This window comes from Kineosporia babensis (assembly GCF_021129305.1).
Taxonomy (GTDB): Bacteria; Actinomycetota; Actinomycetes; order Actinomycetales; family Kineosporiaceae; genus Kineosporia; species Kineosporia babensis.
Genome location: NZ_JAJOMB010000010.1, coordinates 81,771 through 106,296, shown reverse-complemented (window position 1 = coordinate 106,296; position 24,526 = coordinate 81,771). Strand labels below are relative to the sequence as shown.

Below are 24,526 nucleotides of genomic sequence, written 5' to 3'. Positions count from 1 at the left end.
GTCAGCGGGTGGCGGGCGGCGGCAGGATGCCCAGTTCCATCGCCGCCGTCACCGCGCGGGTCCGGTCATCCACCCCGAGCTTGGCGAAAACCCTGAGCAGATGCGTCTTCACGGTCGCCTCGCCGATGAAGAGAGAGCGGCCGATCTCCGCGTTGGACAGGCCCCGGGCCACCGCCCGCAGCACCTCGACCTCGCGCGGCGTGAGTGGGTTCACCAGCGGCGCCGGGGCCGGCGTGCGCAGGCGCGAGACCAGCCGGGCCGCGACCGGCGGGGCCAGCACGGTCTCGCCCCGGGCGGCCGAGCGCACGGCATCCACCAGGACCGGGCGCGGCGTGTCCTTCAGCAGGTAACCGGTGGCCCCGGCCTCCACCGCGTGCACGATGTCGTCGTCGGTGTCGTAGGTGGTCAGCACCAGCACCCGGGTCTGCGGCAGGGCGGCGGTGATCCGGCGGGTGGCCCCGACCCCGTCCAAGCCGGGCATCCGCAGATCCATCAGCACCACGTCGGGCCGCAGCGCGGTGGCCCGGGCGACCGCCTCCTCACCGTCACCGGCCTCGCCCACGATGGTCATGTCCGTCTCCACGTCGAGCAGGCCGGCCAACCCGGAGCGCACGATCGGGTGGTCGTCGGCGACCAGGACCCGGATCACCGCCCGGCCTCGGCCGGGGTGCGCGGTACCCGTACCGACACCCGGGTGCCGGAGCCGGGGGAGCTGATCAGGACGAGCTCACCACCGCAGGCCTGGGCCCGGTCCCGCATCCCGGTCAGCCCGAACCCCAGAGGCTGGTCCTTGGCCCACACGTCGAACCCCTTTCCGTCGTCACAGATCTCGATCCGCACCTGCTCCTCGGCCCCGGCCAGCTGCACGGTGACCGAGCGGGCGGCGGCGTGCCGGCGCACGTTGGCCAGCGCCTCCTGGGCCGAGCGCAGCAGCACCACCTCACGGTCGCGGGTCAGGCCGGTCAGCTCGCCCTGCACCGAGACCTGCGCGGCGATCTGGGTCTCCGCGCCGAACCGCCCGGTCAGCCGGCGCACCGCATCGGCCAGGGTGGCGCCGTCCAGCCCGACCGGGGCGAAGGCGGCGACCAGGGCCCGGGCCTCGCCCAGATTCTCCCGGGCCACCTCCTCGATCATCGCCAGCCGCTCCTCCAGCTTCGCCGGGTCGAGGGGGCCGGCCGCCTCCAGCCCGGCCCGGGCGATCTGGGTGAGCATGATGATGCTGGTGTATCCCTGGGCCAGGGTGTCATGGATCTCCTGGGCCAGGCGCTCGCGTTCGGCCTGCACACCCTGAGTGTGGTACGCCTGGCCGAGTTCCGCCCGGGTGCTCTCCAGTTCGCCGATCAGGTCGGCCCTTTCGGCCGACTGCTCGATGATCCGGCTGATCCAGAGGCCCAGACCGGCGCTGAACGCGGTGCTCACCAGCATCGCCGGAGCGGTGATCCGGGTCACCTCCCAGGTCCAGCCGGAGGAGGTCAGCAGGCCCACGGTGCAGGCGAATCCGGTCAGCGCGCAGAACCCCAGTGCCTCGCGATGGGTCCGGGAGTACAGCCAGACCTGGGCGAAGATCACCGACAGGAGCAGGGTCAGCGAGGGCGCCGCCGCCGCGGCCACGCCGGTGGCGGCGATCGCCACGCACAGATAGGTCTTCTCCTTGGCGCCGGGCTCGTACGAGCTCGGCCGCAGCCCGGCGAACGCCACCATGATCACCACGGCGCAGGCCAGGCCGGTGACCCGGTTCGCCGCCGGGACCTCGGTGCTGATCACCAGGCCCACGGTGATCAGGGCCAGCAGGATCCAGAAACCGACGGCCCAGACCTGCTCGAAGCGGTTCCAGACGTGGACCGAGTTCATTTCTGGTCGTGGCGCTGCCAGCGAAAGGTCCGCAGCGCCAGCAGCATCCCGGCCACCAGCCATGCGGTCAGTATCAGGGCGGTGGCCCCCAGGTGCCAGGAACCGCCGGCCTCCATCGCGGCAAACTCCGGCGGCAGGAACACCGAGCGCATGCCCTGGGCGAGCCAGCGCAGCGGGAAGATCGAGCCGATCGCCTGCATCCAGCCGGGCAGGTCGGTGAACACGAAGAACACTCCGGAGATGAACTGCAGCACGACGACCACCGGAACCACCACGGCGGAAGCGCTTTTGGACGATCGGGCGAGGGTCGAGTAGGCGATCCCGGCGGTCGTGCCGGCCGCCACCCCCAGCCCGAAGACCCAGGCCAGGCGCAGCCACAGCAGCGGGTCGGTGGGCAGTTCGAGGTTCAGTAGCAGCGCCCCGAGCAGCAGCAGGACCACGGCCTGGACCACGCTGGTCACCAGCACCAGGCCGATCTTGCCGAGGAAGTAGGCCAGCGGCGGCATCGGGGTGCCGCGCAGGCGTTTCAGCGTGCCCTCGTCCCGTTCCACGGCGATCCCGATGGCCAGCGTCTGGAAGCTGGACAGCATGATCCCGGAGGCGAGCATCCCGGCGGTGAAGTACTGCGCGAACGAGACGCCGGGGGCCAGTTCGGCGTCGAACACCGAGCCGAACACGAACAGCAGGATCACCGGGAACGAAAAGGTGAAGACCACCGTCTCGCGCAGCCGGAAGAACTCCTTGAGCTCGATCCCGGTGCGGGCCAGCCCCAGCCGCAGCGCACCGGGCAGGGCCGGGCCGCTCACGAGTGCTCTCCGATCAGGTCCAGGTAGATGTCCTCCAGCGTGGGGCGCAGCACCTGCAGGTCCGGTATCTCGCCGGGGTAGCGCCCGGCCAGCTCGCCCACCAGCCGGGTGGGGGTGTCGGTGGCCTCGCGGCTGTCGCGCCAGATCACCTGCGCCCGCCGGCTCTGGCGTCCGCCCAGCTGGGCCGGGCTGTCCACGGCCATCAGCCGGCCGCCGGCGATCACCCCGACCCGGTCGGCCAGCTGCTCGGCCTCGTCCAGGTAGTGCGTGGTCAGCAGGATCGTCGTGCCCTCGGTGCGCAACCGCCGGATCAGCTCCCAGAACGAGCGCCGGGCCTGCGGGTCGAAGCCGGTGGTGGGCTCGTCGAGGAACAGCAGCTCGGGGGCGCCGACGATGCCCAGCGCCACGTCCAGCCGGCGGCGCTGGCCCCCGGACAGGGCCCGCACCCGGGCCCGGCGCTTGTCCTGCAGCCCGACCGCCTCGATCACCTCGTCCGGATCGCGCGGCCGGGGGTAGTAGCGGGCGAAGTGCCCGACCAGCTCGGTCACGCTCAGCTCGGCGTAGTCGTTGCTGGTCTGCAGCACGATCCCGATCCGGGCGCGCCAGGCCCGGCCGGCCCGTTGCGGGTCCTGGCCGAGCACGCTCACCTCACCGGCGTCGCGATCGCGGTAGCCCTCGAGGATCTCGGTGGTGGTGGTCTTGCCCGCCCCGTTCGGGCCGAGCAGGGCGAAGACCTCCCCGGCCGGGATCTCCAGGCTCAGGTCGTCGACCGCGATGTGGTCGCCGTAACGTTTGGTGAGTCCGCGGACCCGGATCTGCGCCGGGCCGGCCGTGCTCGTCGCCGCCATGCGTCCATCCTGGTCAGCGGGCCTGCGGTGGGGGACTACCAGCAGGCTGAACCGGGGTCCACCGGTCGGTGGACGCCCGGCTCGGTGAGTGGCCTGCAAACCCGCGCCGACGTGCCGGTTCGACCCAGACCCCTGGAGATGCGTAGACTCACTCCGGGTGGTTGCGAACCGCCATGCTGGCGCACGCCGATGGTGTGCTCAGCTGGCATCGAGCATCCGCTTGTAGGGCAGTGGCTCAATTGGCAGAGCTCCGGTCTCCAAAACCGGCGGTTGGGGGTTCGAGTCCCTCCTGCCCTGCGATATGTGCTCGCGGAAACAGGACGTACCGCGAGGCTGACAAGGGTCCGCACCGAACCTCTTCGGTGCGGGCCGAGATCACGGGCCGATCCCAGTTCCCCACTCCGGTGGGGGCGGGGCGGTCCTGGCCTGACCATGGCATCCAGGCCTCGACAACCAGGTGAGGACCGTGAGCAGCACGTCGTCGACGAAGAAGCGCAGGGGCGGGCCGCTGCTCTTCCTGCGGCAGGTCGTGGCCGAGCTGCGCAAGGTGGTCCGGCCCACCCGGACCGAACTGATCACCTACACCTCCGTGGTGCTGGTCTTCGTCCTGGCCGTGATGCTGTACGTGTCGGCACTCGACTTCGGCTTCGGCAAGCTCGTCCTCTGGGCGTTCGGCGGCAGCGACTAGCTCGCCCACCGGCCGGCAAGGCTGCTGCCGGGTGCTGATCGCCAGGATTGGGCCTGACCGAACCAGACCAGGCCGGACGGTACGAAGGGAAGCAGGACAAAGCGTGTCCGAGAACACCTCGCAGTTCACCGAGGAGGAGACCGACCTCGCGCAGGACGGTCTCGACGGCGCCACCCGTAACGAGGTGGCCGACGCCCTCGAACAGGACGAGTCGCCCGCGAGCGACGACGCGCAGCCCACCGACGACCAGCCGGACGCCGCCCCCACCGCGGGCGCCGACGACGAGCCTCCCGGCGACCCGGTCGAGGAGTTCAAGGCCGGCCTGCGCCGGGCCCCCGGCGACTGGTACGTGATCCACTCCTACGCGGGTTACGAGAACCGGGTCAAGGCCAACCTCGAGAACCGCACCACCAGCCTCAACATGGAGGACTACATCTTCCAGGTCGAGGTGCCGATGGAAGACGTCACCGAGATCAAGAACGGCCAGCGCAAGCAGGTGCGCCGGGTCCGGATCCCCGGGTACGTCCTGGTCCGGATGGACCTCACCGACGAGTCCTGGGGCGCCGTCCGGCACACCCCGGGCGTCACCGGTTTCGTCGGGCACACCCACCAGCCGGTCCCGCTCAGCCTGGACGAGGTCTTCTCGATGCTCGCCCCGGCGCTGGCGCCGGCCGAGCCGGCCAAGTCCTCGAGCTCGAGCAAGTCCGAGGTGAAGGTCGTCGACTTCGAGGTCGGCGAGACCGTCACCGTGATGGAAGGCCCGTTCGAGACCCTGCCGGCCACCATCTCCGAGATCAACGCCGACGCCCAGAAGCTCAAGGTGCTGGTCTCGATCTTCGGTCGGGAGACCCCGGTGGAACTTTCGTTCGCCGACGTCTCCAAGATCTGATCGTCCACCCACCCGGAAAAAGGAACAGCGTCATGCCCCCCAAGAAGAAGGTCTCAGCTCTGATCAAGCTGCAGATCAACGCCGGCCAGGCCACTCCCGCCCCGCCGATCGGCCCCGCGCTCGGTCAGCACGGCGTGAACATCATGGAGTTCTGCAAGGCCTACAACGCCAAGACCGAAGGCCAGCGCGGCAGCGTGGTCCCGGTGGAGATCACGGTCTACGAAGACCGTTCCTTCACCTTCATCACCAAGACCCCGCCGGCCGCCGAGCTGATCAAGAAGGCCGCCGGTGTGGCCAAGGGCTCCGGCGAGCCGCACAAGACCAAGGTCGGCAACCTCACCGCCGCCCAGGTCCGCGAGATCGCCACCACGAAGCTCGAGGACCTCAACGCCGGTGACCTGGACCAGGCGTCCAAGATCATCGCCGGTACCGCCCGCTCGATGGGCATCACGGTCGAGGGCTGAGTCCGTCCGGTCTGAACTTTCACTTCCAGCACCACGTGGCAGGGCCTGCGCGGCCCGCTGACCACAGCTCTCCAGGAGGAGAACCATGAAGCGCAGCAAGTCCTACCGCGCAGCGGCGGAGAAGATCGACAGCGACGAGCTGTACTCCCCGCTCGAGGCGGTCAAGCTGGCCAAGGAGACGTCGTCCACCAAGTACGACGCGACCGTCGAGGTCGCGTTCCGGCTGGGCGTCGACCCGCGTAAGGCCGACCAGATGGTGCGCGGCACCGTGAACCTGCCGAACGGCACCGGCAAGACCGTCCGGGTTCTGGTCTTCGCCACCGGTGACCGGGCCGCTGCGGCCGAGGCCGCCGGCGCCGACCTGGTCGGCTCGGACGACCTGATCCAGAAGATCCAGGGTGGGTTCCTGGACTTCGACGCCGTCGTGGCGACCCCCGACCTGATGGGCAAGGTCGGTCGCCTGGGCAAGATCCTGGGTCCGCGCAGCCTGATGCCGAACCCGAAGACCGGCACGGTGACCATGGACGTCGCCAAGGCGGTCGAGGAGATCAAGGGCGGAAAGATCGAGTTCCGCGTGGACAAGCACTCCAACCTGCACTTCATCATCGGCAAGGCCTCGTTCTCCGAGACCCAGCTGGTGCAGAACTACGCGGCCGCGATCGACGAGGTCATGCGTCTGAAGCCGTCGGCCGCCAAGGGCCGTTACCTGAAGAAGGCCACGGTCAGCACCACGTCGGGCCCGGGCATCCCGGTCGACCCCAACGCGGTGAAGAACCTCGAGGAGAGCCAGGCCTGAGCCTGCTCGCCTGACGACGGGGCGGGCGCCGCCCGCCCCGCAGAACCTGACGACCGGCCCCGTTCGCGATCGCGGACGGGGCCGTTCGCATGATCATCACCGTTCGGTACACAGCAGGATCGGCACGCCTGGGCAAGGTCAATTTGGCCGGATCCGCAAGGTAGGGTTATCAGGCGCGGCGTCAGCGGAGATGGCTTCCGCGGCGAGGGTCCAGCAGCCGGGCCCCAGCGCTGTCTGCTGTGCGCGGAATGTGTGGGGCGGAGGCCCGGTGTACGAAACGGAACGTCTGGAGGAACCGGCGGCCCGCTCGGAGAGCAGGCTGCTGCTCGTCGAGGACGACGACGGCGACGCACTGATCGTCGAGGATCTTCTGGACCTGGCCGGTAGCGGCTTCGAGATCGTCCGCGCCCGGAGCCTGAAGCAGGCCCGGGAGTTGCTGCGCCGCACCCGTTTCGGGTGCGTGCTGCTCGACCTCGGGCTGCCCGACGGCCAGGGCCTGGACGTCGTGCACACCCTGCTCGACGAGGCCTCCGACGTGGCGGTGATCTGCTTCACCGGCCTGGACGACGAGCGCTCGGGTGCCGCTGCGGTGGCCGCCGGGGCGCAGGACTACCTGGTCAAGGGCCAGGTGGACGGCGAACTGCTGAGCCGGGCGATCCGTTATGCGATGGAGCGCCGGCGGGCCGAGGAGCAGTCCCGTCAGCTGTACGCCAGCGAGGTGCGCACCCAGGAGTACGCCCGGCTGGAACGCGGCCTGCTGCCGCTGACCCAGACCCGCGACCCTGCGCTGGGCGTCACCGCCCGCTACCGCCCGCAGGCCGGTGACCTGCTCGGCGCCGACTTCTACGACGTGGTCGAGGCGCCCGACGGCCGGGTGTTCGTGCTGATCGGGGGAGTGGCCGGGCACGGGCCGGAAGAGGCCGCCCTCGGGGTGAGCCTGCGGGTCGCCTGGCGCGCCCTGGTGATCGCCGGGGTCGACCCCAACCGTCTTCTGCCGGTGCTGGAGGACGTCCTGATCCGCGAGCGCCGCTCGGAGGAGATCTTCGTCCAGGCCACGCTCTGTGTGATCGACGCCGACCGGCTCACCGCGCACCTGTGGCTGGCCGCGCACCTGCCGCCGATGCTGCTCGACCCGGTGCCCACCCAGCTGCCCGGGGACCCGGCCAGCCTGGCCCTGGGCCTGCTGCCGCCCGGTGCCTGGCGCGGTCGCAAGATCACCCTGCCCGCCCGCTGGCGGCTGATGTTCTACACCGACGGCCTGGTCGAGGGCTCCCGCGGGCGCGGGCTGCAGCACGAGCTCGGGGTGCCCGGTCTGCTCGAGCTGGCCCAGTCCAGCCGCGCAGTGGGCGACGACGGCGCCGCGGTGGTCGACGACCTGCTCGACCGGGTGCAGAGCGCGCACGGCGGCGAACTGCCCGACGACGTCGCGGTGATAGCTGTGCAGTGGCCGCGGGAGTTCCAGTGAGCGAGCTGTTCACCCGGCCCGAACGCCCGGCCCGCCCGGCCGGCTGGCAGCGGGTCTGGCATCCGCAGGCCTGGGGTGTGCACGGCCGGATCGCCGCCGCCCTGGCTTTCGTGGTGGCGCTGCTGACCGCAGTGGTCGGGGCCGCCGTGATCACCCTGCTGGAGACCCGCGACGTGCAGGCGAAGGTGGTCGAGGACTACTACGAGGGCCTGCGCACCTCGCAGAACTACTTCATCGCGATGCTCGACTCCGAGACCGCGATCCGGGGCTACGCGCTGACCGGCGAACGCTCGGCGCTGGAACCGCTGAACGACTCCGGGCAGCCCTGGGACAACCCGATCTCGCAGCAGGTGGCCGCGGTCCTGCCGGGCACCGCCGCGATCGGGCCGATGCGCGAGGCCGAGGCCGCCGCCCAGACCTGGTACCAGGACTTCGCCGCCCCGACCATCCGCGGCATCGATGACGGCGACGACCTGACCCCGCAGGACTTCGCGGCCGGCCGGGCCCTGTTCGACGACTTCCGGGCCGAGTACGACGAGGCCATCGGCATCCTGCGGCCCGAGCGCCAGGCCGAGGCCGCGCACCTGTCCCGGATCACCAACCTGGGCTTCGGGATCGGGGTGCTCAGCGCGATCATCTGCCTGATCGCCGGGGTGGTGCTGTGGAGCCTGATGCGGCGCTGGGTCAGCAACCCGGCCACCCACCTGGCCGGTGAGGCCCGGATGGTGGCCAACGGCGAACTCGACCACGTGGTGGTGGGCACCGGCCCGCCGGAGTTCGTCCAGCTCGGCGACGACGTCGAGCTGATGCGCCGGCGCCTGGTGGCCGAGATCGACCAGGCCGACGAGGCCCGGCGGGAGGTCGGCCGGGCCCGCGCCAGCCTGGAGGAGCAGACCCAGGAGCTGCAGCGTTCCAACCGGGAGCTGGAGCAGTTCGCCTACGTGGCCTCGCACGACCTGCAGGAGCCGCTGCGCAAGGTGGCCAGCTTCTGCCAGATGCTGCAGCGTCGCTACGGCGGTCAGCTGGACGATCGGGCCGACCAGTACATCCACTTCGCGGTGGACGGCGCCAAGCGGATGCAGCAGCTGATCAACGACCTGCTGGAGTTCTCCCGGGTGGGCCGGATCGGCACCGGGGCGGCCGACGTCGACCTGGCCGAGTGCCTGAAGAACGCCATGTACGCGCTGGAGGCGGCTCGCGAGGAGTCCGGCGCCCAGATCGAGGCGGACGAGCTGCCGGTGGTGCACGGTGAGGCGCCGCTGCTGACCCAGGTGCTGCAGAACCTGATCGGCAACGCGATCAAGTTCCGTTCCGGGGCCGACCCGCGGATCCGCCTCAGTGTGCGCCGCAACGGCGACTTCTGGGAGTTCGCCTGCTCCGACAACGGCATCGGGATCGAGCCGGAGTACGCCGACCGGGTGTTCCTGATCTTCCAGCGGCTGCACGCCAAGGAGGTCTACGGCGGCACCGGGATCGGCCTGGCGATGTGCAAGAAGATCGTGGAGTACCACGGCGGGCGGATCTGGGTGGACCCCAAACCCGCCCAGGCCATCACCGCTGACGCCAAGGAAAACACCGGGAACGAGCCGGAGCAGGCCGAAGGCCCGGGCACCACGATCCGCTGGACGCTGCCGGTGACCACCAGCCAGCTCGAGCTCACCGGCTCACCGGAGGCCCTCAGCGGGGCCGGCACCACGAAGGTGACCGGTACCGCCGAGGTGACCAAGGCAGCCGATGTGACCAAGACAGCTGGTACGACGAAGGTGACCGGATGATCGCGGTGCTGCTGGTCGAGGACGACCCGGGCGACGTGCTGATGGCCCGGGAGGCGCTGGAGGAGACCGGCGTCACCAGCCGGCTGAACGTGGTCGGGGACGGCAGCGAGGCCCTGGACTTCCTCTACCGGCGCCCGCCGTACCAGGACGCCCAGCTGCCCGACCTGATCCTGCTCGACCTCAACCTGCCCAAGATGCACGGCCGCGAGGTGCTGCAGGTGGTCAAGGAGGACGCCGGGCTGCGCCAGATCCCGGTGGTGGTGCTGACCACCTCGGAGGCCGAGGAGGACGTGCTGCGCAGCTACGACCTGCACGCCAACGCCTACGTGACCAAGCCGGTCGACTTCGAGCGGTTCATCTCGGTGGTCCGCCAGATCGACGACTTCTTCGTCAGCGTGGTGCGGCTGCCGCGCCGCTGATTTTGGATTCGGCCGGTGCTGCCCGTACTCTTGACCGAGCCAAAGATCGCCGGTCGCCGCTCTCTTACCGGGAGCGGCCGAAGGTCCCGCAACTCGTGGGCGACCTGCGTTAGGTGACCGGTAAAGCTTTGATCTTCCCTGCGCTCCGGCGCGGGTGAATTCCAACGCCCCGTGCGCCTGCGCGGGGCGTTTTCGCGTTTCTGTGGGCCGTGGGTGCACCGGTAACAGAAGTGAAGGAGTCCCATGGCACGGGCAGACAAGACTGCGACGATCGCAGAACTCACCGAGAAGTTCCGCGGTTCCAACGCCGCGGTCCTGACCGAGTACCGAGGACTGACCGTCTCCCAGCTCACGCAGCTGCGTAAGAGCATCAAGGACCACGCGTCCTACACGGTCACCAAGAACACGCTGACCAAGCTGGCCGCCCAGAACGCCGGCGTCACGGCGTTCGACGGCGACCTGGCCGGCCCGAGCGCGGTCGCGTTCATCACCGGCGACGCGGTCGAGGTGGCCAAGACGCTGCGTGACTTCTCGAAGGCCAACCCGGCGCTGGTCGTCAAGGGTGGGTTCCTCGAGGGCAAGCCGCTCACCGCCGACGAGGTGCGCAAGCTCGCCGACCTGGAGTCCCGTGAGGTCCTGCTGGCCAAGATGGCTGGCGCGATGAAGGGCTCGCTCACCAAGGCGGCCGTGCTCTTCAACGCTCTGCCGTCCAAGACGGTCCGCACCGTCGACGCGCTCCGGGCGAAGCAGGCCGAAGGCGCCCCGGCGCCCGAGGCCGAGGCGGAGACCGCCGAGGCCTGACCTGGCGGTCAGTCCGGTTCCACCAGAACTTCCGGGTCCTGCGGTGCAGGTTCGCAGGGCCCTCCTCCAGACCTCGTTGCGTAGCCCGGCTCGCAGCGCAGTACCGAAAGGGAAAGCCATCATGGCGAAGCTCAGCACCGAAGAACTGCTCGACGCCTTCAAGGAACTCACCCTGATCGAGCTCTCCGAGTTCGTGAAGGCCTTCGAGGAGACCTTCGACGTCACCGCGGCCGCCCCGGTCGCCATCGCCGGTGCGGCCGCCCCCGGCGCCCCGGCCGAGGCCGAGGCCGAGAAGGACGAGTTCGACGTCGTCCTCGAGTCCGCCGGTGACAAGAAGATCCAGGTCATCAAGGAGGTCCGTGGCCTCACGAGCCTGGGCCTGAAGGAAGCCAAGGACCTGGTCGACAGCGCCCCGAAGGCTCTGCTCGAGAAGGTCAACAAGGAGACGGCCGAGAAGGCCAAGGCTGCCCTCGAGGGCGCCGGCGCCACCGTCACCCTCAAGTGATTCACGCCCGGTCCGCCGGGCACAGATTCACGTAACGGTCGGGTCCCCGCGCCGCAGGCGCGGGGATCCGCTGTTTTGGGATGATTCCCACGTACCCGGTGGCCGTTCGCGGCCAAGGTGCGTGCTACGTCCCCAGGCGGTTGATCTTGCCCCGCACGGGTGTAACCTCCGCCGAACGGCCAGGTACCTGGGTCGTTACTCCGGACGATGCTCCTACGCACCGCCCGGAGCGGGTGAACAGGCCCAGAAGTCGGCGCAAAGTCCGCGCACCGGTCGCCGGAATGTCGCGGCGCGTGGGGTTGACGCTGGTCTGAGCGCTTGTCATGCTCTTTCTGCAAGCACCGCCGCAGAGCGTGAAGATGCAGGTGAATGGGCTGTGCCCGATCCTTGCCGCAGGCTCGTCGTCGGCGTCGTGCCGAGGTTGCCAGTACCGGCTGAAATTGCCGGCTAGACAGTCCTGGCCTTTTACGAGTAGGGTGAGCCTTTGCGCTGACCTCTGCCCTCCGTGCGTCCCATTCGCCGGGGTTCCAGAGAGCGCGCACGTTACGCCCGCAGGCCCGTGGAAGGACCCCTCTTGGCTGCCTCGCGCACCGCGTTCAGTGGCTCGACTACCCCGTCAGGCCGTATCTCTTTCGCCAAGATCCATGAACCGCTTGAGGTTCCGAACCTCCTGGCATTGCAGACCGAGGCCTTCGACTGGCTCCTCGGCAACGACAAGTGGCAGGGCCGTGTTCAGGCCGCCATCGACGGCGGGAACCAGGCCGTCCCCACCACCTCCGGTCTTGAGGAGATCTTCGAGGAGATCTCCCCGATCGAGGACTTCTCCGGATCGATGAGCCTGTCGTTCCGTGACCACCGTTTCGAACCGCCCAAGTACTCGATCGACGAGTGCAAGGAGCGGGACATGACGTACTCGGCCCCGCTCTTCGTGACGGCCGAGTTCATGAACACCACCACGGGCGAGATCAAGAGCCAGACCGTCTTCATGGGCGACTTCCCGCTCATGACCGAGCGCGGCACGTTCGTGATCAACGGCACCGAGCGCGTGGTCGTCTCCCAGCTGGTCCGTTCGCCGGGCGTGTACTTCGAGCGCTCGATCGACAAGACGTCCGACAAGGACATCTACACGGCCAAGGTGATCCCGTCGCGCGGTGCGTGGCTGGAGTTCGAGATCGACAAGCGCGACATGGTCGGTGTCCGCATCGACCGTAAGCGCAAGCAGTCCGTCACCGTGCTGCTCAAGGCGCTGGGCTGGTCCGAGGCGCAGATCCTCGAGGAGTTCGGCGAGGTCGACTCGATCCGCCAGACCCTGGAGAAGGACCACACCGCCAGCACCGACGAGGCGCTGCTGGACATCTACCGCAAGCTGCGCCCGGGCGAACCGCCGACCCGTGAGGCCGCGCAGACGCTTCTGGAGAACCTGTACTTCAACCCGAAGCGCTACGACCTGGCCAAGGTCGGCCGGTACAAGATCAACAAGAAGCTGGGCGAGAGCCTGCCGCTGACCGACAGCGTGCTGACGGTCGACGACATCATCGCCGCCATCCGCTTCCTGGTGACCCTGCACGCCGGTGGCAGCACCATGCCGGGCACCAAGAACGGCGAGCCGATCGACCTGGTGGTCGAGGTCGACGACATCGACCACTTCGGTAACCGTCGTCTGCGTACCGTCGGCGAGCTGATCCAGAACCAGGTCCGTACCGGCCTGTCCCGGATGGAGCGCGTCGTCCGCGAGCGGATGACCACCCAGGACGTCGAGGCGATCACCCCGCAGACCCTGATCAACATCCGCCCGGTGGTGGCGTCGATCAAGGAGTTCTTCGGAACGTCGCAGCTTTCGCAGTTCATGGACCAGAACAACCCGCTGGCGGGCCTGACCCACAAGCGCCGCCTGTCGGCGCTGGGCCCGGGTGGTCTCTCCCGTGAGCGGGCCGGCTTCGAGGTCCGTGACGTCCACACCTCGCACTACGGCCGGATGTGCCCGATCGAGACTCCGGAAGGCCCGAACATCGGCCTGATCGGCTCGCTCGCCACCTACGCCCGGATCAACCCGTTCGGCTTCGTCGAGACGCCGTACCGCAAGGCCGAGAACGGCCAGGTGCTCGACGAGATCGACTACCTGACCGCGGACGAGGAAGACCACGTCGTGGTCGCCCAGGCGAACGCGCTGCTGACCGAGGACAACCGGTTCGCCGAGGAAGCCGTGCTGTCCCGCTCGAAGGACGGCGAGGCCGAGCTGGTCCCGGCCGGCGACGTCGACTACATGGACGTCTCGGCCCGGCAGATGGTCTCGGTGGCCACCGCGCTGATCCCGTTCCTCGAGCACGACGACGCCAACCGCGCCCTGATGGGCTCGAACATGCAGCGTCAGGCCGTGCCGCTGGTGAAGTCCGAGGCGCCGCTGGTCGGTACCGGCATGGAGTTCCGCGCCGCGGTCGACGCCGGTGACGTGGTCGTCGCGCACACCGCCGGTGTCGTCACCGAGGTCTCGGCCGAGGCCGTCACCACGATGAACGACGACGGCTCGCACACCACGTACAAGATCGCCAAGTTCCGCCGCTCCAACCAGGGCACCTCCTACAACCAGCGGGTGCTGGTGGACGAGGGTGCGCGCCTGGAGGTCGGCTCGGTCATCGCCGACGGCCCGGCCACCGACCTGGGCGAGATGGCCCTGGGCAAGAACCTGCTGGTCGCGTTCATGTCCTGGGAAGGGCACAACTACGAGGACGCGATCATCCTCTCCCAGCGCCTGGTGCAGGACGACGTCCTGTCCTCGATCCACATCGAGGAGCACGAGGTCGACGCCCGGGACACCAAGCTGGGCCCGGAGGAGATCACCCGGGACATCCCGAACGTCGCCGAGGAGGTCCTGGCCGACCTCGACGAGCGGGGCATCATCCGGATCGGCGCCGAGGTCGTCCCCGGCGACATCCTGGTCGGCAAGGTCACGCCCAAGGGTGAGACCGAGCTGACCCCGGAGGAGCGCCTGCTGCGCGCCATCTTCGGTGAGAAGGCCCGGGAGGTCCGGGACACCTCGCTGAAGGTGCCGCACGGCGAGAGCGGCACGGTCATCGGCGTCAAGGTCTTCGACCGCGAGGACGGCGACGAGCTGCCCCCCGGCGTCAACCAGCTGGTGCGCGTGTACGTGGCGCAGAAGCGGAAGATCACCGACGGCGACAAGCTGGCCGGCCGGCACGGCAACAAGGGCGTCATCTCCAAGATCCTCCCCGTCGAGGACATGCCGTTCCTCGAGGACGGCACCCCGGTAGACATCGTGCTCAACCCGCTCGGTGTGCCGAGCCGGATGAACGTCGGCCAGGTCCTGGAGACGCACCTGGGCTGGGTCGCCTCGCGCGGCTGGGAGATCGAGGGCGAGCCCGACTGGGCCAAGCTGATCACCCCGGACCGTCGCTCGGCCGAGCCGAACACCCGGGTCGCCTCGCCGGTCTTCGACGGTGTGCGGGAAGAGGAGATCATCGGTCTGCTCGACTCCACCCGTAAGACCCGGGACGGCGTGCGCCTGATCGACGGCTCCGGCAAGGCGACCATCTTCGACGGCCGTACCGGCGAGAAGCTGCCGATGCCGGTCTCGGTGGGCTACATGTACATCCTGAAGCTCCACCACCTGGTCGACGACAAGATCCACGCCCGTTCCACCGGTCCGTACTCGATGATCACGCAGCAGCCGCTGGGTGGTAAGGCGCAGTTCGGTGGCCAGCGCTTCGGTGAGATGGAGGTGTGGGCCCTGGAGGCCTACGGCGCCTCCTACGCCCTGCAGGAACTGCTGACGATCAAGTCCGACGACGTGGTCGGCCGGGTGAAGGTCTACGAGGCCATCGTCAAGGGCGAGAACATCCCCGAGCCGGGCATCCCCGAGTCGTTCAAGGTCCTGATCAAGGAGATGCAGTCGCTCTGCCTCAACGTCGAGGTGCTCTCCAGCGACGGCACGTCGATCGAGATGCGCGACTCGGACGAGGACGTGTTCCGCGCCGCCGAGGAGCTGGGCATCGACCTGTCCCGCCGCGAGCCCAGCAGCGTCGAAGAAGTCTGAGTAAGGACGCCGGCGCGCGCCTTGCGCGCGCCGGCGCCACTCCCCACAGCAACGAGCACGGTCAGTACACAAGCAACACCAGGAGAAAGCAGGCAGCGTCTTGCTGGACGTGAACTTCTTCGACGAACTGCGTATCGGCCTGGCCACCGCCGAGAACATCCGGCAGTGGTCGCACGGCGAGGTGAAGAAGCCGGAGACCATCAACTACCGCACCCTGAAGCCGGAGAAGGACGGGCTCTTCTGCGAGAAGATCTTCGGCCCCACCCGGGACTGGGAGTGCTACTGCGGTAAGTACAAGCGAGTCCGCTTCAAGGGCATCATCTGCGAGCGCTGCGGCGTCGAGGTCACCCGCGCCAAGGTGCGCCGTGAGCGGATGGGCCACATCGAGCTGGCCGCCCCGGTCACCCACATCTGGTACTTCAAGGGTGTCCCGAGCCGGCTGGGCTACCTGCTCGACCTGGCGCCGAAGGACCTCGAGAAGGTCATCTACTTCGCCGCCTACATGATCACCTGGGTCGACGACGAGAACCGTCACCGTGACCTGCCCTCGATGGAAGCCAACATCGAGGTGGAGAAGAAGGAGATCGAGAACCGCCGGGACGCCGACGTCGAGGCGCGCGCCAAGCGCCTGGAGAGCGACCTGGCCGAGCTCGAGGCCGAGGGCGCCAAGGGCGACGTGCGCCGCAAGGTCAAGGAGTCGGCCGAGCGCGAGATGTCGCAGCTGCGCAAGCGGGCCGACGCCGAGATCGACCGGATCCAGCAGGTCTGGGACCGCTTCAAGAACCTGAAGGTCCAGGACCTCGAGGGTGACGAGATCCTGTACCGCGAGATGCGGGACCGGTTCGGCATGTACTTCGAGGGTGGGATGGGCGCCGCCGCGATCCAGAAGCGGCTGGAGTCCTTCGACCTGAACGCCGAGGCCGACAACCTGCGCGAGACCATCGCGACCGGCAAGGGCCAGCGCAAGACCCGCGCCCTGAAGCGGCTCAAGGTAGTCTCCGCGTTCCTCACCACGAACAACTCGCCCCTGGGCATGGTGCTCGACTGCGTCCCGGTGATCCCGCCGGACCTGCGGCCGATGGTTCAGCTGGACGGTGGCCGGTTCGCCACCTCCGACCTGAACGACCTGTACCGGCGTGTGATCAACCGCAACAACCGGCTCAAGCGCCTGCTCGACCTGGGCGCCCCGGAGATCATCGTCAACAACGAGAAGCGGATGCTGCAGGAGGCCGTCGACGCACTGTTCGACAACGGCCGCCGCGGCCGGCCGGTCACCGGCCCGGGCAACCGCCCGCTGAAGTCGCTGTCCGACATGCTCAAGGGCAAGCAGGGTCGTTTCCGGCAGAACCTGCTCGGTAAGCGCGTCGACTACTCCGGCCGTTCGGTCATCGTGGTCGGCCCGCAGCTGAAGCTGCACCAGTGCGGTCTGCCCAAGCAGATGGCCCTGGAGCTGTTCAAGCCGTTCGTGATGAAGCGCCTGGTGGACCTGAACCACGCGCAGAACATCAAGTCGGCCAAGCGGATGGTCGAGCGGGCCCGCCCGGTGGTCTGGGACGTCCTCGAAGAGGTCATCTCCGAGCACCCGGTCCTGCTGAACCGGGCGCCCACCCTGCACCGTCTGGGTATCCAGGCGTTCGAGCCGCAGCTGGTCGAGGGCAAGGCCATCCAGATCCACCCGCTGGTCTGCTCGGCCTTCAACGCCGACTTCGACGGCGACCAGATGGCGGTGCACCTGCCGCTGTCGGCCGAGGCCCAGGCCGAGGCCCGGATCCTGATGCTCTCGAGCAACAACATCCTCAAGCCGGCCGACGGCCGTCCGGTGACCATGCCCACCCAGGACATGATCATCGGCCTGTACCACCTGACTCTCGACAACGACGAGAGCCCGGTCGGCGAGGGCCGTTCGTTCAGCTCGGTGTCCGAGGCCCAGATGGCCTTCGACGGTGGTCACCTGCACCTGCAGGCGAAGATCAAGCTGCGCTTCGACGACATCGTGCCGCCGCGCGACTGGGTGGCTCCCGAGGAGTGGGTCCAGGGCGACCCGATCATCCTCGAGACCAGCCTGGGCCGGGCGCTGTTCAACCAGACCCTGCCGCCGGACTACGCGTTCGTCGACCAGATCGTCGGCAAGAAGGAACTCTCGGCGATCGTCAACGACCTCGCCGAGCGGTACCCCAAGGTCGCGGTGGCCGCGACGCTGGACGCCCTCAAGGCGGCCGGTTTCCACTGGGCCACCCGTTCCGGGGTCACCGTCTCGATCTCCGACGTGGTCACCCCGCCGGCCAAGAAGGGCATCCTCGACGAGCACGAGGGCCGGGCGGCGAAGGTGCAGTCGCAGTACCTGCGCGGTCTGATCACCGACGACGAGCGTCGTCAGGAGCTCATCGGGATCTGGACCGAGGCCACCAACCGGGTGGCCAAGGCGATGGAGGACAACCTCCCGCGCACCAACTCCATCTTCAAGATGGTGTCCTCGGGTGCCCGTGGTAACTGGATGCAGATGCGCCAGATCGCGGGTATGCGAGGCCTGGTGGCCAACCCCAAGGGTGAGATCATCCCGCGCCCGATCAAGGCCAACTTCCGTGAGGGCCTGTCGGTGGTCGAGTTCTTCATCTCGACCCACGGTGCCCGTAAGGGTCTGGCCGACACCGCCCTGCGGACCGCCGACTCGGGTTACCTGACCCGTCGTCTGGTGGACGTCTCGCAGGACGTGATCATCCGCGAGGAGGACTGCGGCACCGAGCGCGGTCTGATGATGCCGATCGCCACCACCGGCGCCGACGGCACCGTCCGGGCCCACGACTCGGTCGAGAACAGCGTCTACGCGCGCTCTCTGGCCCAGGACGTGGTGATCGACGGCGAGGTCGTGCTGGCCGCCAACACCGACCTCGGCGACCCGAGCATCGAGCTGCTGCTGGGCAAGGGCGTCTCCGAGGTCAAGGTGCGCTCCGTGCTCACCTGCGAGTCCAAGGTCGGCACCTGCGCCCGCTGCTACGGCCGGTCGCTGGCTGCCGGTCACCTCGTGGACATCGGTGAGGCCGTCGGCATCATCGCGGCCCAGTCGATCGGTGAGCCGGGTACCCAGCTGACCATGCGTACCTTCCACACCGGTGGTGTCGCGGGTGAGGACATCACCCACGGTCTGCCGCGTGTCCAGGAGCTCTTCGAGGCCCGTACCCCCAAGGGTGTGGCCCCGATCTCCGAGGCCGCGGGCCGGGTGCGGATCGACGACACCGACCGTTCCCGCAAGCTCGTGGTGATCCCGGACGACGGCTCCGAAGAGGTGGCGTACCCGGTCTCCAAGCGTTCGCGGCTGCTGGTCGAGGACGGCACCCACGTCGAGGTCGGCCAGAAGCTGATCCAGGGCGCCATCGACCCCAAGCAGGTGCTGCGCATCCTCGGGCCGCGGGCGGTCCAGGTGCACCTGGTCGACGAGGTGCAGAACGTGTACCGCAGCCAGGGTGTGGGGATCCACGACAAGCACATCGAGGTGATCGTCCGCCAGATGCTGAAGCGGGTCACGATCATCGAGTCCGGCGACGCCGAGCTGCTGCCCGGTGAGCTGGTCGAGCGCGCCCGGTTCGAGACCGAGAACCGCCGCGTGGTGGCCGAGGGTCTGCAGCCGGCCTCGGCCCGCCCGGACCTGATGGGTATCACCAAGGCGTCGCTGGCGACCGACTCGTGGCTGTCCGCGGCCTCCTTCCAGGAGACCACCCGGGTGCTCACGAACGCCGCGATGGAGGGCCGTAGCGACCCGCTGCTGGGCCTCAAGGAGAACGTCATCCTCGGTAAGCTCATCCCGGCCGGTACGGGTCTGCCCCGCTACCGCAACGTGCGGGTCGAGCCGACCGAAGAGGCGAAGGCCGCGATGTACGCGATGCCCGGCTACGAAGAGGTCGACTACGGCCACTTCGGTGTCGGCACCGGCCAGGCGGTCCCGCTGGAGGAGTTCGACCTCGGCCGTTACGACCGCTGAGACTGATGTACCCGCGACGTCGCCGCAGGCCGGAACAAATCCGGCCTGCGGCGCCGTTCGGAAACGTAGGACCAGAGCGGTCTCCGGCGTCCGGCCGGGTCCGGTCTGCAGTGCAGCCGAGGTGGGGGAGTACCCCGGTCACCCGCGTGCGGGCCGTTTTGACGCTCGCCGCGGGCACCGGGTAGCCTCACACTTCGTGCCCGAGTTCTCTCGGGCTGCCGCGCGTGCCCTCCTGACGGTCCGGAATCTGTCAGCGTGCGATACGCGAGCGAAGCTCCCACTCCGCGGGACGTCGCCGGCGCGGTCGCGAGGAAAGCGACACGCCCGAGCGCGGGGTGCGGCCCCAGAGGCTGTGCGCGACGATCCGGACAACAGCAAGACCAGCACCACCAGCAAGTCAGGTAGAGCAGCACAAGCGAGCAGAGAGTTCGGAGAACCGGTGCCCACGATCCAGCAGCTGGTCCGAAAGGGCCGGCAGGACAAGGTCAGCAAGACCAAGACCCCTGCTCTCAAGGGCAGCCCCCAGCGCCGTGGCGTGTGCACGCGTGTGTACACGACCACGCCGAAGAAGCCGAACTCCGCTCTGCGTAAGGTCGCTCGTGTGAAGCTGACCTCCCAGATCGAGGTCACGGCGTACATCCCGGGTGTCGGTCACAACCTGCAGGAGCACTCCATCGTGCTCGTCCGCGGCGGCCGTGTGAAGGACCTTCCCGGCGTGCGGTACAAGATCATCCGCGGTTCCCTCGACACCCAGGGTGTGAAGAACCGTAAGCAGGCTCGCAGCCGTTACGGCGCGAAGAAGGAGAAGAGCTAATGCCCCGCAAGGGCCCGGCCCCGAAGCGGCCGCTCGTCATCGACCCCGTGTACGGCTCGCCGCTGGTCACCCAGCTGGTGAACAAGATCCTGCTGGACGGCAAGAAGTCCACCGCCGAGCGGATCGTGTACGAAGCGCTCGAAGGCTGCCGCGACAAGACCGGTAACGACCCGGTCATCACGCTCAAGCGCGCGCTCGACAACGTGAAGCCGACCCTCGAGGTCCGCAGCCGCCGCGTCGGTGGCGCGACCTACCAGGTCCCGGTCGAGGTCAAGGCCGGCCGTTCCACCACGCTGGCCCTGCGCTGGCTGGTCGGCTACTCCCGCGCCCGCCGCGAAAAGACGATGACGGACCGCCTGATGAACGAGATCCTGGACGCGTCCAACGGTCTCGGTGCTGCGGTCAAGCGTCGCGAAGACACCCACAAGATGGCCGAGTCGAACCGCGCGTTCGCTCACTACCGCTGGTAATTCAGCAGGTAGTCATCTGCTAGTCCGCTGCGGCCGCTGGAACATCGACGAACCGGCGGCCACAGTGGCGCCGGGAACAGCCCCGGCAGCGCAGTACCGCGGGTCTGTTCCCCCCTGAAACACCAACCTCATGAGAGAGGCGATCGACGTGGCACAAGACGTGCTGACGGACCTCAACAAGGTCCGCAACATCGGCATCATGGCTCACATCGACGCCGGCAAGACCACCACCACTGAGCGGATCCTGTTCTACACCGGGATCAACTACAAGATCGGTGAGGTCCACGACGGCGCGGCCACGATGGACTGGATGGAGCAGGAGCAGGAGCGGGGTATCACCATCACCTCCGCCGCCACCACCTGCTTCTGGGAAGGCAACCAGATCAACCTGATCGACACCCCCGGGCACGTCGACTTCACCGTCGAGGTCGAGCGCAACCTGCGCGTCCTCGACGGCGCGGTCGCGGTGTTCGACGGCAAGGAGGGTGTCGAGCCGCAGTCCGAGACGGTGTGGCGGCAGGCGGACAAGTACGACGTCCCCCGCATCTGCTTCGTCAACAAGATGGACAAGCTGGGCGCCGACTTCTACTTCACAGTCCAGACCATCGTCGACCGCCTCGGCGCCAAGCCGCTGGTCGTGCAGCTGCCGATCGGTGCGGAGTCGGACTTCACCGGCGTCATCGACCTGATCGAGATGCGGGCGCTGACCTGGCGGGGCACCACCGGTAAGGGTGAGGCCTACGAGGTCGAGGAGATCCCGGCCGACCTCGCCGAGAAGGCTGCCGAGTGGCGTCAGAAGCTGCTCGAGACCGTGGCCGAGTCCGACGAGGCGCTGCTCGAGAAGTTCTTCGGTGGCGAGGAGCTCACCACCGCGGAGATCAAGGGCGCGATCCGTAAGCTCACGATCGCCAGTGAGGTCAACCCGGTCCTGTGCGGCTCGGCGTTCAAGAACAAGGGCGTCCAGCCCATGCTCGACGCCGTGATCGACTACCTGCCGACCCCGCTGGACGTGCCGGACGTCGAGGGCACCGACCCGAAGGACGAGGAGAAGACCCTCACCCGGGCGGCCAACAACGAGGCTCCGTTCTCCGCTCTGGCGTTCAAGATCGCGGCGCACCCGTTCTTCGGGAAGCTGACCTACATCCGGGTCTACTCCGGCAAGGTCTCCAGCGGCGCCCAGGTCGTGAACTCCACCAAGGGCAAGAAGGAGCGCATCGGGAAGATCTTCCAGATGCACTCCAACAAGGAGAACCCGGTCGAGGAGGCCGCGGCCGGCCACATCTACGCGGTCATCGGTCTGAAGGACACCACCACCGGTGAGACCCTCTCGGACCCGACCGACCCGATCGTCCTGGAGTCGATGACCTTCCCGGAGCCGGTCATCTCGGTCGCCATCGAGCCGAAGACCAAGGGCGACCAGGAGAAGCTGGGCACCGCGATCCAGAAGCTCGCCGAGGAGGACCCGACCTTCCAGGTCCGCCAGGACGAGGAGACCGGCCAGACGATCATCGCCGGGATGGGCGAGCTCCACCTCGACATCCTGGTCGACCGGATGCGCCGTGAGTTCAAGGTCGAGGCCAACGTCGGCAAGCCGCAGGTCGCGTACCGCGAGACCATCCGCAAGGCCGTGGTCAAGCTGGACTACACCCACAAGAAGCAGACCGGTGGGTCGGGCCAGTACGCCAAGGTGCAGGTGACCATCGAGCCGCTGGACACGTCCGAGGGCGTGTTCTACGAGTTCGAGAACAAGGTCACCGGTGGTCGCGTGCCGCGCGAGTACATCCCGAGCGTGGACGCGGGTATCCAGGACGCCATGCAGTTCGGCATCCTGGCCGGCTACCCGCTGGTCGGCATCAAGGCCATCCTGCTCGACGGTGCGGCGCACGACGTCGACTCCTCGGAGATGGCGTTCAAGATCGCCGGTTCGATGGTGCTGAAGGAGGCGGCTCGCAAGGCCAGCCCCGTGCTCCTCGAGCCGATGATGGCCGTCGAGGTCCGTACGCCCATGGAGTACATGGGTGACGTGATCGGCGACCTGAACTCCCGCCGTGGCCAGATCCAGGCCATGGAGGACGTCAGCGGTGCCAAGGTCGTCAAGGCCGCGGTCCCGCTGTCGGAGATGTTCGGTTACGTCGGTGACCTGCGCAGCAAGACGCAGGGCCGCGCCGTCTACACCATGCAGTTCGACTCCTACGCAGAGGTTCCCCGGAACGTTGCGGAAGAGATCATCAAGAAGGTTCGCGGCGAGTAATCGCGCCACCAGCATCCCGTCGAACCAAGACAAATAACAACCCGTCCGACAGGAGGACCCCGTGGCGAAGGCGAAGTTCGAGCGGACTAAGCCGCACGTCAACATCGGTACCATTGGTCACATCGACCACGGTAAGACGACGCTGACGGCTGCGATCAGTAAGACGCTGCACACCAAGTGGCCGGAGCTCAACCCGGACACGCAGGCGTTCGACCAGATCGACAAGGCGCCGGAAGAGCGCCAGCGTGGTATCACGATCTCGATCGCTCACATCGAGTACCAGACCGAGACGCGCCACTACGCGCACGTCGACTGCCCCGGTCACGCCGACTACATCAAGAACATGATCACCGGTGCGGCGCAGATGGACGGCGCCATCCTGGTGGTCGCGGCGACCGACGGCCCGATGCCGCAGACCCGTGAGCACGTGCTGCTCGCGCGTCAGGTCGGTGTGCCCTACATCGTCGTGGCCCTGAACAAGTCCGACATGGTGGACGACGAAGAGATCATGGAGCTCGTCGAGCTCGAGGTCCGTGAGCTCCTGTCCGCCTACGAGTTCCCGGGCGACGACCTGCCGATCGTGCGGGTCTCCGCGCTGAAGGCTCTCGAGGGCGACGCCGAGTGGCAGGGCAAGGTCCTCGAGCTGATGGCCGCGGTCGACGAGTCGATCCCGGAGCCGACGCGCGACACGGACAAGCCGTTCCTGATGCCGATCGAGGACGTCTTCACGATCACCGGTCGTGGCACCGTCGTCACCGGCAAGGTCGAGCGTGGCATCCTGAAGACCAACGAGACCGTTGAAATCGTTGGTATCAAGGACAAGTCGACCACCACGACGGTCACCGCCATCGAGATGTTCCGCAAGACTCTCGACGAGGCGATGGCCGGCGAGAACTGCGGTCTGCTCCTGCGTGGTATCAAGCGCGAGGACGTCGAGCGTGGCCAGGTCGTCGTCAAGCCGGGCTCGATCACCCCGCACACCGAGTTCGAGGCGAACGTCTACATCCTGTCCAAGGACGAGGGTGGCCGTCACACGCCGTTCTACGACTCCTACCGTCCGCAGTTCTACTTCCGGACCACGGACGTCACCGGTGTCGTGAAGCTCCCCGAGGGCACCGAGATGGTCATGCCCGGTGACAACACCGAGATGTCCGTCACGCTGATCCAGCCCATCGCGATGGAGGACGGTCTGCTGTTCGCCATCCGTGAGGGTGGCCGGACGGTCGGCTCGGGCCGCGTCACCAAGATCCTCAAGTAGTAACCACCAGCGGCGGCAGCCTTCGGGCGGCCGCCGCTGGCGCACGTCCGGGCCGCGGTTCTTCCGCGTTTCCGGGCCGGCCATCTCCCGGGAGTCCTCCCGGCCCTGCGGGGTCCGGAGGCAGCAGCTCCACCAAACCCGAACTCGCGAAACGCGAAAGCGGGGGAGCGCCAGGGGATGTCGGGTCTGGTGACGCATCCTGAGGTTCTTGGATGTTCACCGATTGGTCAATGGTGTGCTCCGTCTGGCACACTGGACAGGTTGCTCGCGCTCCGACGTGTCCGTTGCGCCCCTCGGTGGGCCCGGTAACACCGGTCGCGATCACCGCCACTTGCACCACCGGCCCAGCCCCCTGGTCCTCGTCGAAGACGTCGGACGAGTCTGGGCCGCGAACGCGAC

Annotated in this window: 19 protein-coding genes and 1 tRNA gene; 16 read left to right on the top strand and 4 right to left on the bottom strand. The window is 68.2% G+C overall.

Features of this window, described 5'->3' with window-relative positions:
• Position 1: 1 nt before the first annotated feature.
• Genes LR394_RS19385 through LR394_RS19370 form a run of 4 tightly spaced genes read right to left on the bottom strand, consistent with a single transcriptional unit; the run spans position 2 to position 3,505 of the window.
• Complete coding sequence (locus LR394_RS19385) at positions 2-649, bottom strand: response regulator (protein WP_231443923.1); 648 nt, start codon at positions 647-649, stop codon at positions 2-4.
• Positions 646-1,851: a sensor histidine kinase gene (locus tag LR394_RS19380; protein ID WP_231443921.1), complete on the bottom strand. Its 1,206-nt coding sequence runs from the start codon at positions 1,849-1,851 to the stop codon at positions 646-648. Before LR394_RS19380 ends, LR394_RS19385 begins: the two co-directional genes overlap by 4 nt.
• Positions 1,848-2,657, bottom strand: a complete 810-nt coding sequence (locus tag LR394_RS19375) for an ABC transporter permease (RefSeq protein ID WP_231443919.1) — start codon at positions 2,655-2,657, stop codon at positions 1,848-1,850. The genes LR394_RS19380 and LR394_RS19375 overlap by 4 nt, the downstream gene beginning before the upstream one ends.
• Positions 2,654-3,505 (bottom strand): ABC transporter ATP-binding protein, encoded by an 852-nt coding sequence (locus LR394_RS19370; RefSeq protein WP_231443917.1) that lies wholly within the window; start codon positions 3,503-3,505, stop codon positions 2,654-2,656. Before LR394_RS19370 ends, LR394_RS19375 begins: the two co-directional genes overlap by 4 nt.
• Before the next feature lie 224 nt (positions 3,506-3,729).
• Between LR394_RS19370 and LR394_RS19365 the strand changes: the two genes are divergently transcribed.
• From LR394_RS19365 to tuf, 16 genes are all read left to right on the top strand, one after another.
• Positions 3,730-3,802: transfer RNA gene (locus LR394_RS19365), tRNA-Trp, on the top strand.
• A 169-nt stretch (positions 3,803-3,971) separates the two neighbouring features.
• A complete protein-coding gene (gene secE, locus LR394_RS19360; protein WP_231443915.1) occupies positions 3,972-4,193 on the top strand; it encodes a preprotein translocase subunit SecE in 222 nt (73 codons plus the stop codon).
• A gap of 103 nt (positions 4,194-4,296) precedes the next feature.
• Positions 4,297-5,082 carry a transcription termination/antitermination protein NusG gene (nusG, locus tag LR394_RS19355; RefSeq protein ID WP_407937081.1) on the top strand — a complete coding sequence of 262 codons (786 nt, stop codon included), beginning with the start codon at positions 4,297-4,299 and terminating at the stop codon, positions 5,080-5,082.
• A 32-nt stretch (positions 5,083-5,114) separates the two neighbouring features.
• A complete protein-coding gene (rplK, locus tag LR394_RS19350; protein ID WP_231443914.1) occupies positions 5,115-5,546 on the top strand; it encodes a 50S ribosomal protein L11 in 432 nt (143 codons plus the stop codon).
• An 85-nt stretch (positions 5,547-5,631) separates the two neighbouring features.
• On the top strand, positions 5,632-6,342 hold the full coding sequence (rplA, locus tag LR394_RS19345; protein WP_231443911.1) for a 50S ribosomal protein L1: 711 nt from the start codon (positions 5,632-5,634) through the stop codon (positions 6,340-6,342).
• Between the two features lie 268 nt (positions 6,343-6,610).
• Positions 6,611-7,807 carry a PP2C family protein-serine/threonine phosphatase gene (locus LR394_RS19340; RefSeq protein ID WP_231443909.1) on the top strand — a complete coding sequence of 399 codons (1,197 nt, stop codon included), beginning with the start codon at positions 6,611-6,613 and terminating at the stop codon, positions 7,805-7,807.
• Positions 7,804-9,582: an ATP-binding protein gene (locus LR394_RS19335; RefSeq protein ID WP_231443907.1), complete on the top strand. Its 1,779-nt coding sequence runs from the start codon at positions 7,804-7,806 to the stop codon at positions 9,580-9,582. The genes LR394_RS19340 and LR394_RS19335 overlap by 4 nt, the downstream gene beginning before the upstream one ends.
• The gene (locus LR394_RS19330; RefSeq protein ID WP_231443905.1) at positions 9,579-10,001 is read left to right on the top strand and encodes a response regulator; all 423 of its coding nucleotides are present in this window, start codon (positions 9,579-9,581) and stop codon (positions 9,999-10,001) included. The genes LR394_RS19335 and LR394_RS19330 overlap by 4 nt, the downstream gene beginning before the upstream one ends.
• Before the next feature lie 243 nt (positions 10,002-10,244).
• A complete protein-coding gene (gene rplJ / locus LR394_RS19325; protein ID WP_231443903.1) occupies positions 10,245-10,802 on the top strand; it encodes a 50S ribosomal protein L10 in 558 nt (185 codons plus the stop codon).
• Between the two features lie 121 nt (positions 10,803-10,923).
• The gene (rplL, locus tag LR394_RS19320; protein ID WP_231443901.1) at positions 10,924-11,307 is read left to right on the top strand and encodes a 50S ribosomal protein L7/L12; all 384 of its coding nucleotides are present in this window, start codon (positions 10,924-10,926) and stop codon (positions 11,305-11,307) included.
• Positions 11,308-11,881: 574 nt separating this feature from the next.
• The gene (gene rpoB, locus LR394_RS19315) at positions 11,882-15,358 is read left to right on the top strand and encodes a DNA-directed RNA polymerase subunit beta (RefSeq protein WP_269329426.1); all 3,477 of its coding nucleotides are present in this window, start codon (positions 11,882-11,884) and stop codon (positions 15,356-15,358) included.
• Positions 15,359-15,458: 100 nt separating this feature from the next.
• Entirely contained in the window at positions 15,459-19,334 is a 3,876-nt protein-coding gene (locus LR394_RS19310) for a DNA-directed RNA polymerase subunit beta' (RefSeq protein ID WP_231443897.1), read from the top strand.
• Positions 19,335-19,773: 439 nt separating this feature from the next.
• Entirely contained in the window at positions 19,774-20,148 is a 375-nt protein-coding gene (gene rpsL, locus LR394_RS19305; RefSeq protein WP_052530777.1) for a 30S ribosomal protein S12, read from the top strand.
• Positions 20,148-20,618, top strand: a complete 471-nt coding sequence (rpsG, locus tag LR394_RS19300) for a 30S ribosomal protein S7 (protein ID WP_231443895.1) — start codon at positions 20,148-20,150, stop codon at positions 20,616-20,618. Before rpsL ends, rpsG begins: the two co-directional genes overlap by 1 nt.
• Before the next feature lie 148 nt (positions 20,619-20,766).
• Positions 20,767-22,869, top strand: a complete 2,103-nt coding sequence (gene fusA / locus LR394_RS19295) for an elongation factor G (RefSeq protein WP_231444206.1) — start codon at positions 20,767-20,769, stop codon at positions 22,867-22,869.
• 61 nt (positions 22,870-22,930) lie between these two features.
• Positions 22,931-24,127: an elongation factor Tu gene (gene tuf, locus LR394_RS19290; protein ID WP_231443893.1), complete on the top strand. Its 1,197-nt coding sequence runs from the start codon at positions 22,931-22,933 to the stop codon at positions 24,125-24,127.
• The last annotated feature ends 399 nt before the right edge of the window (positions 24,128-24,526 follow it).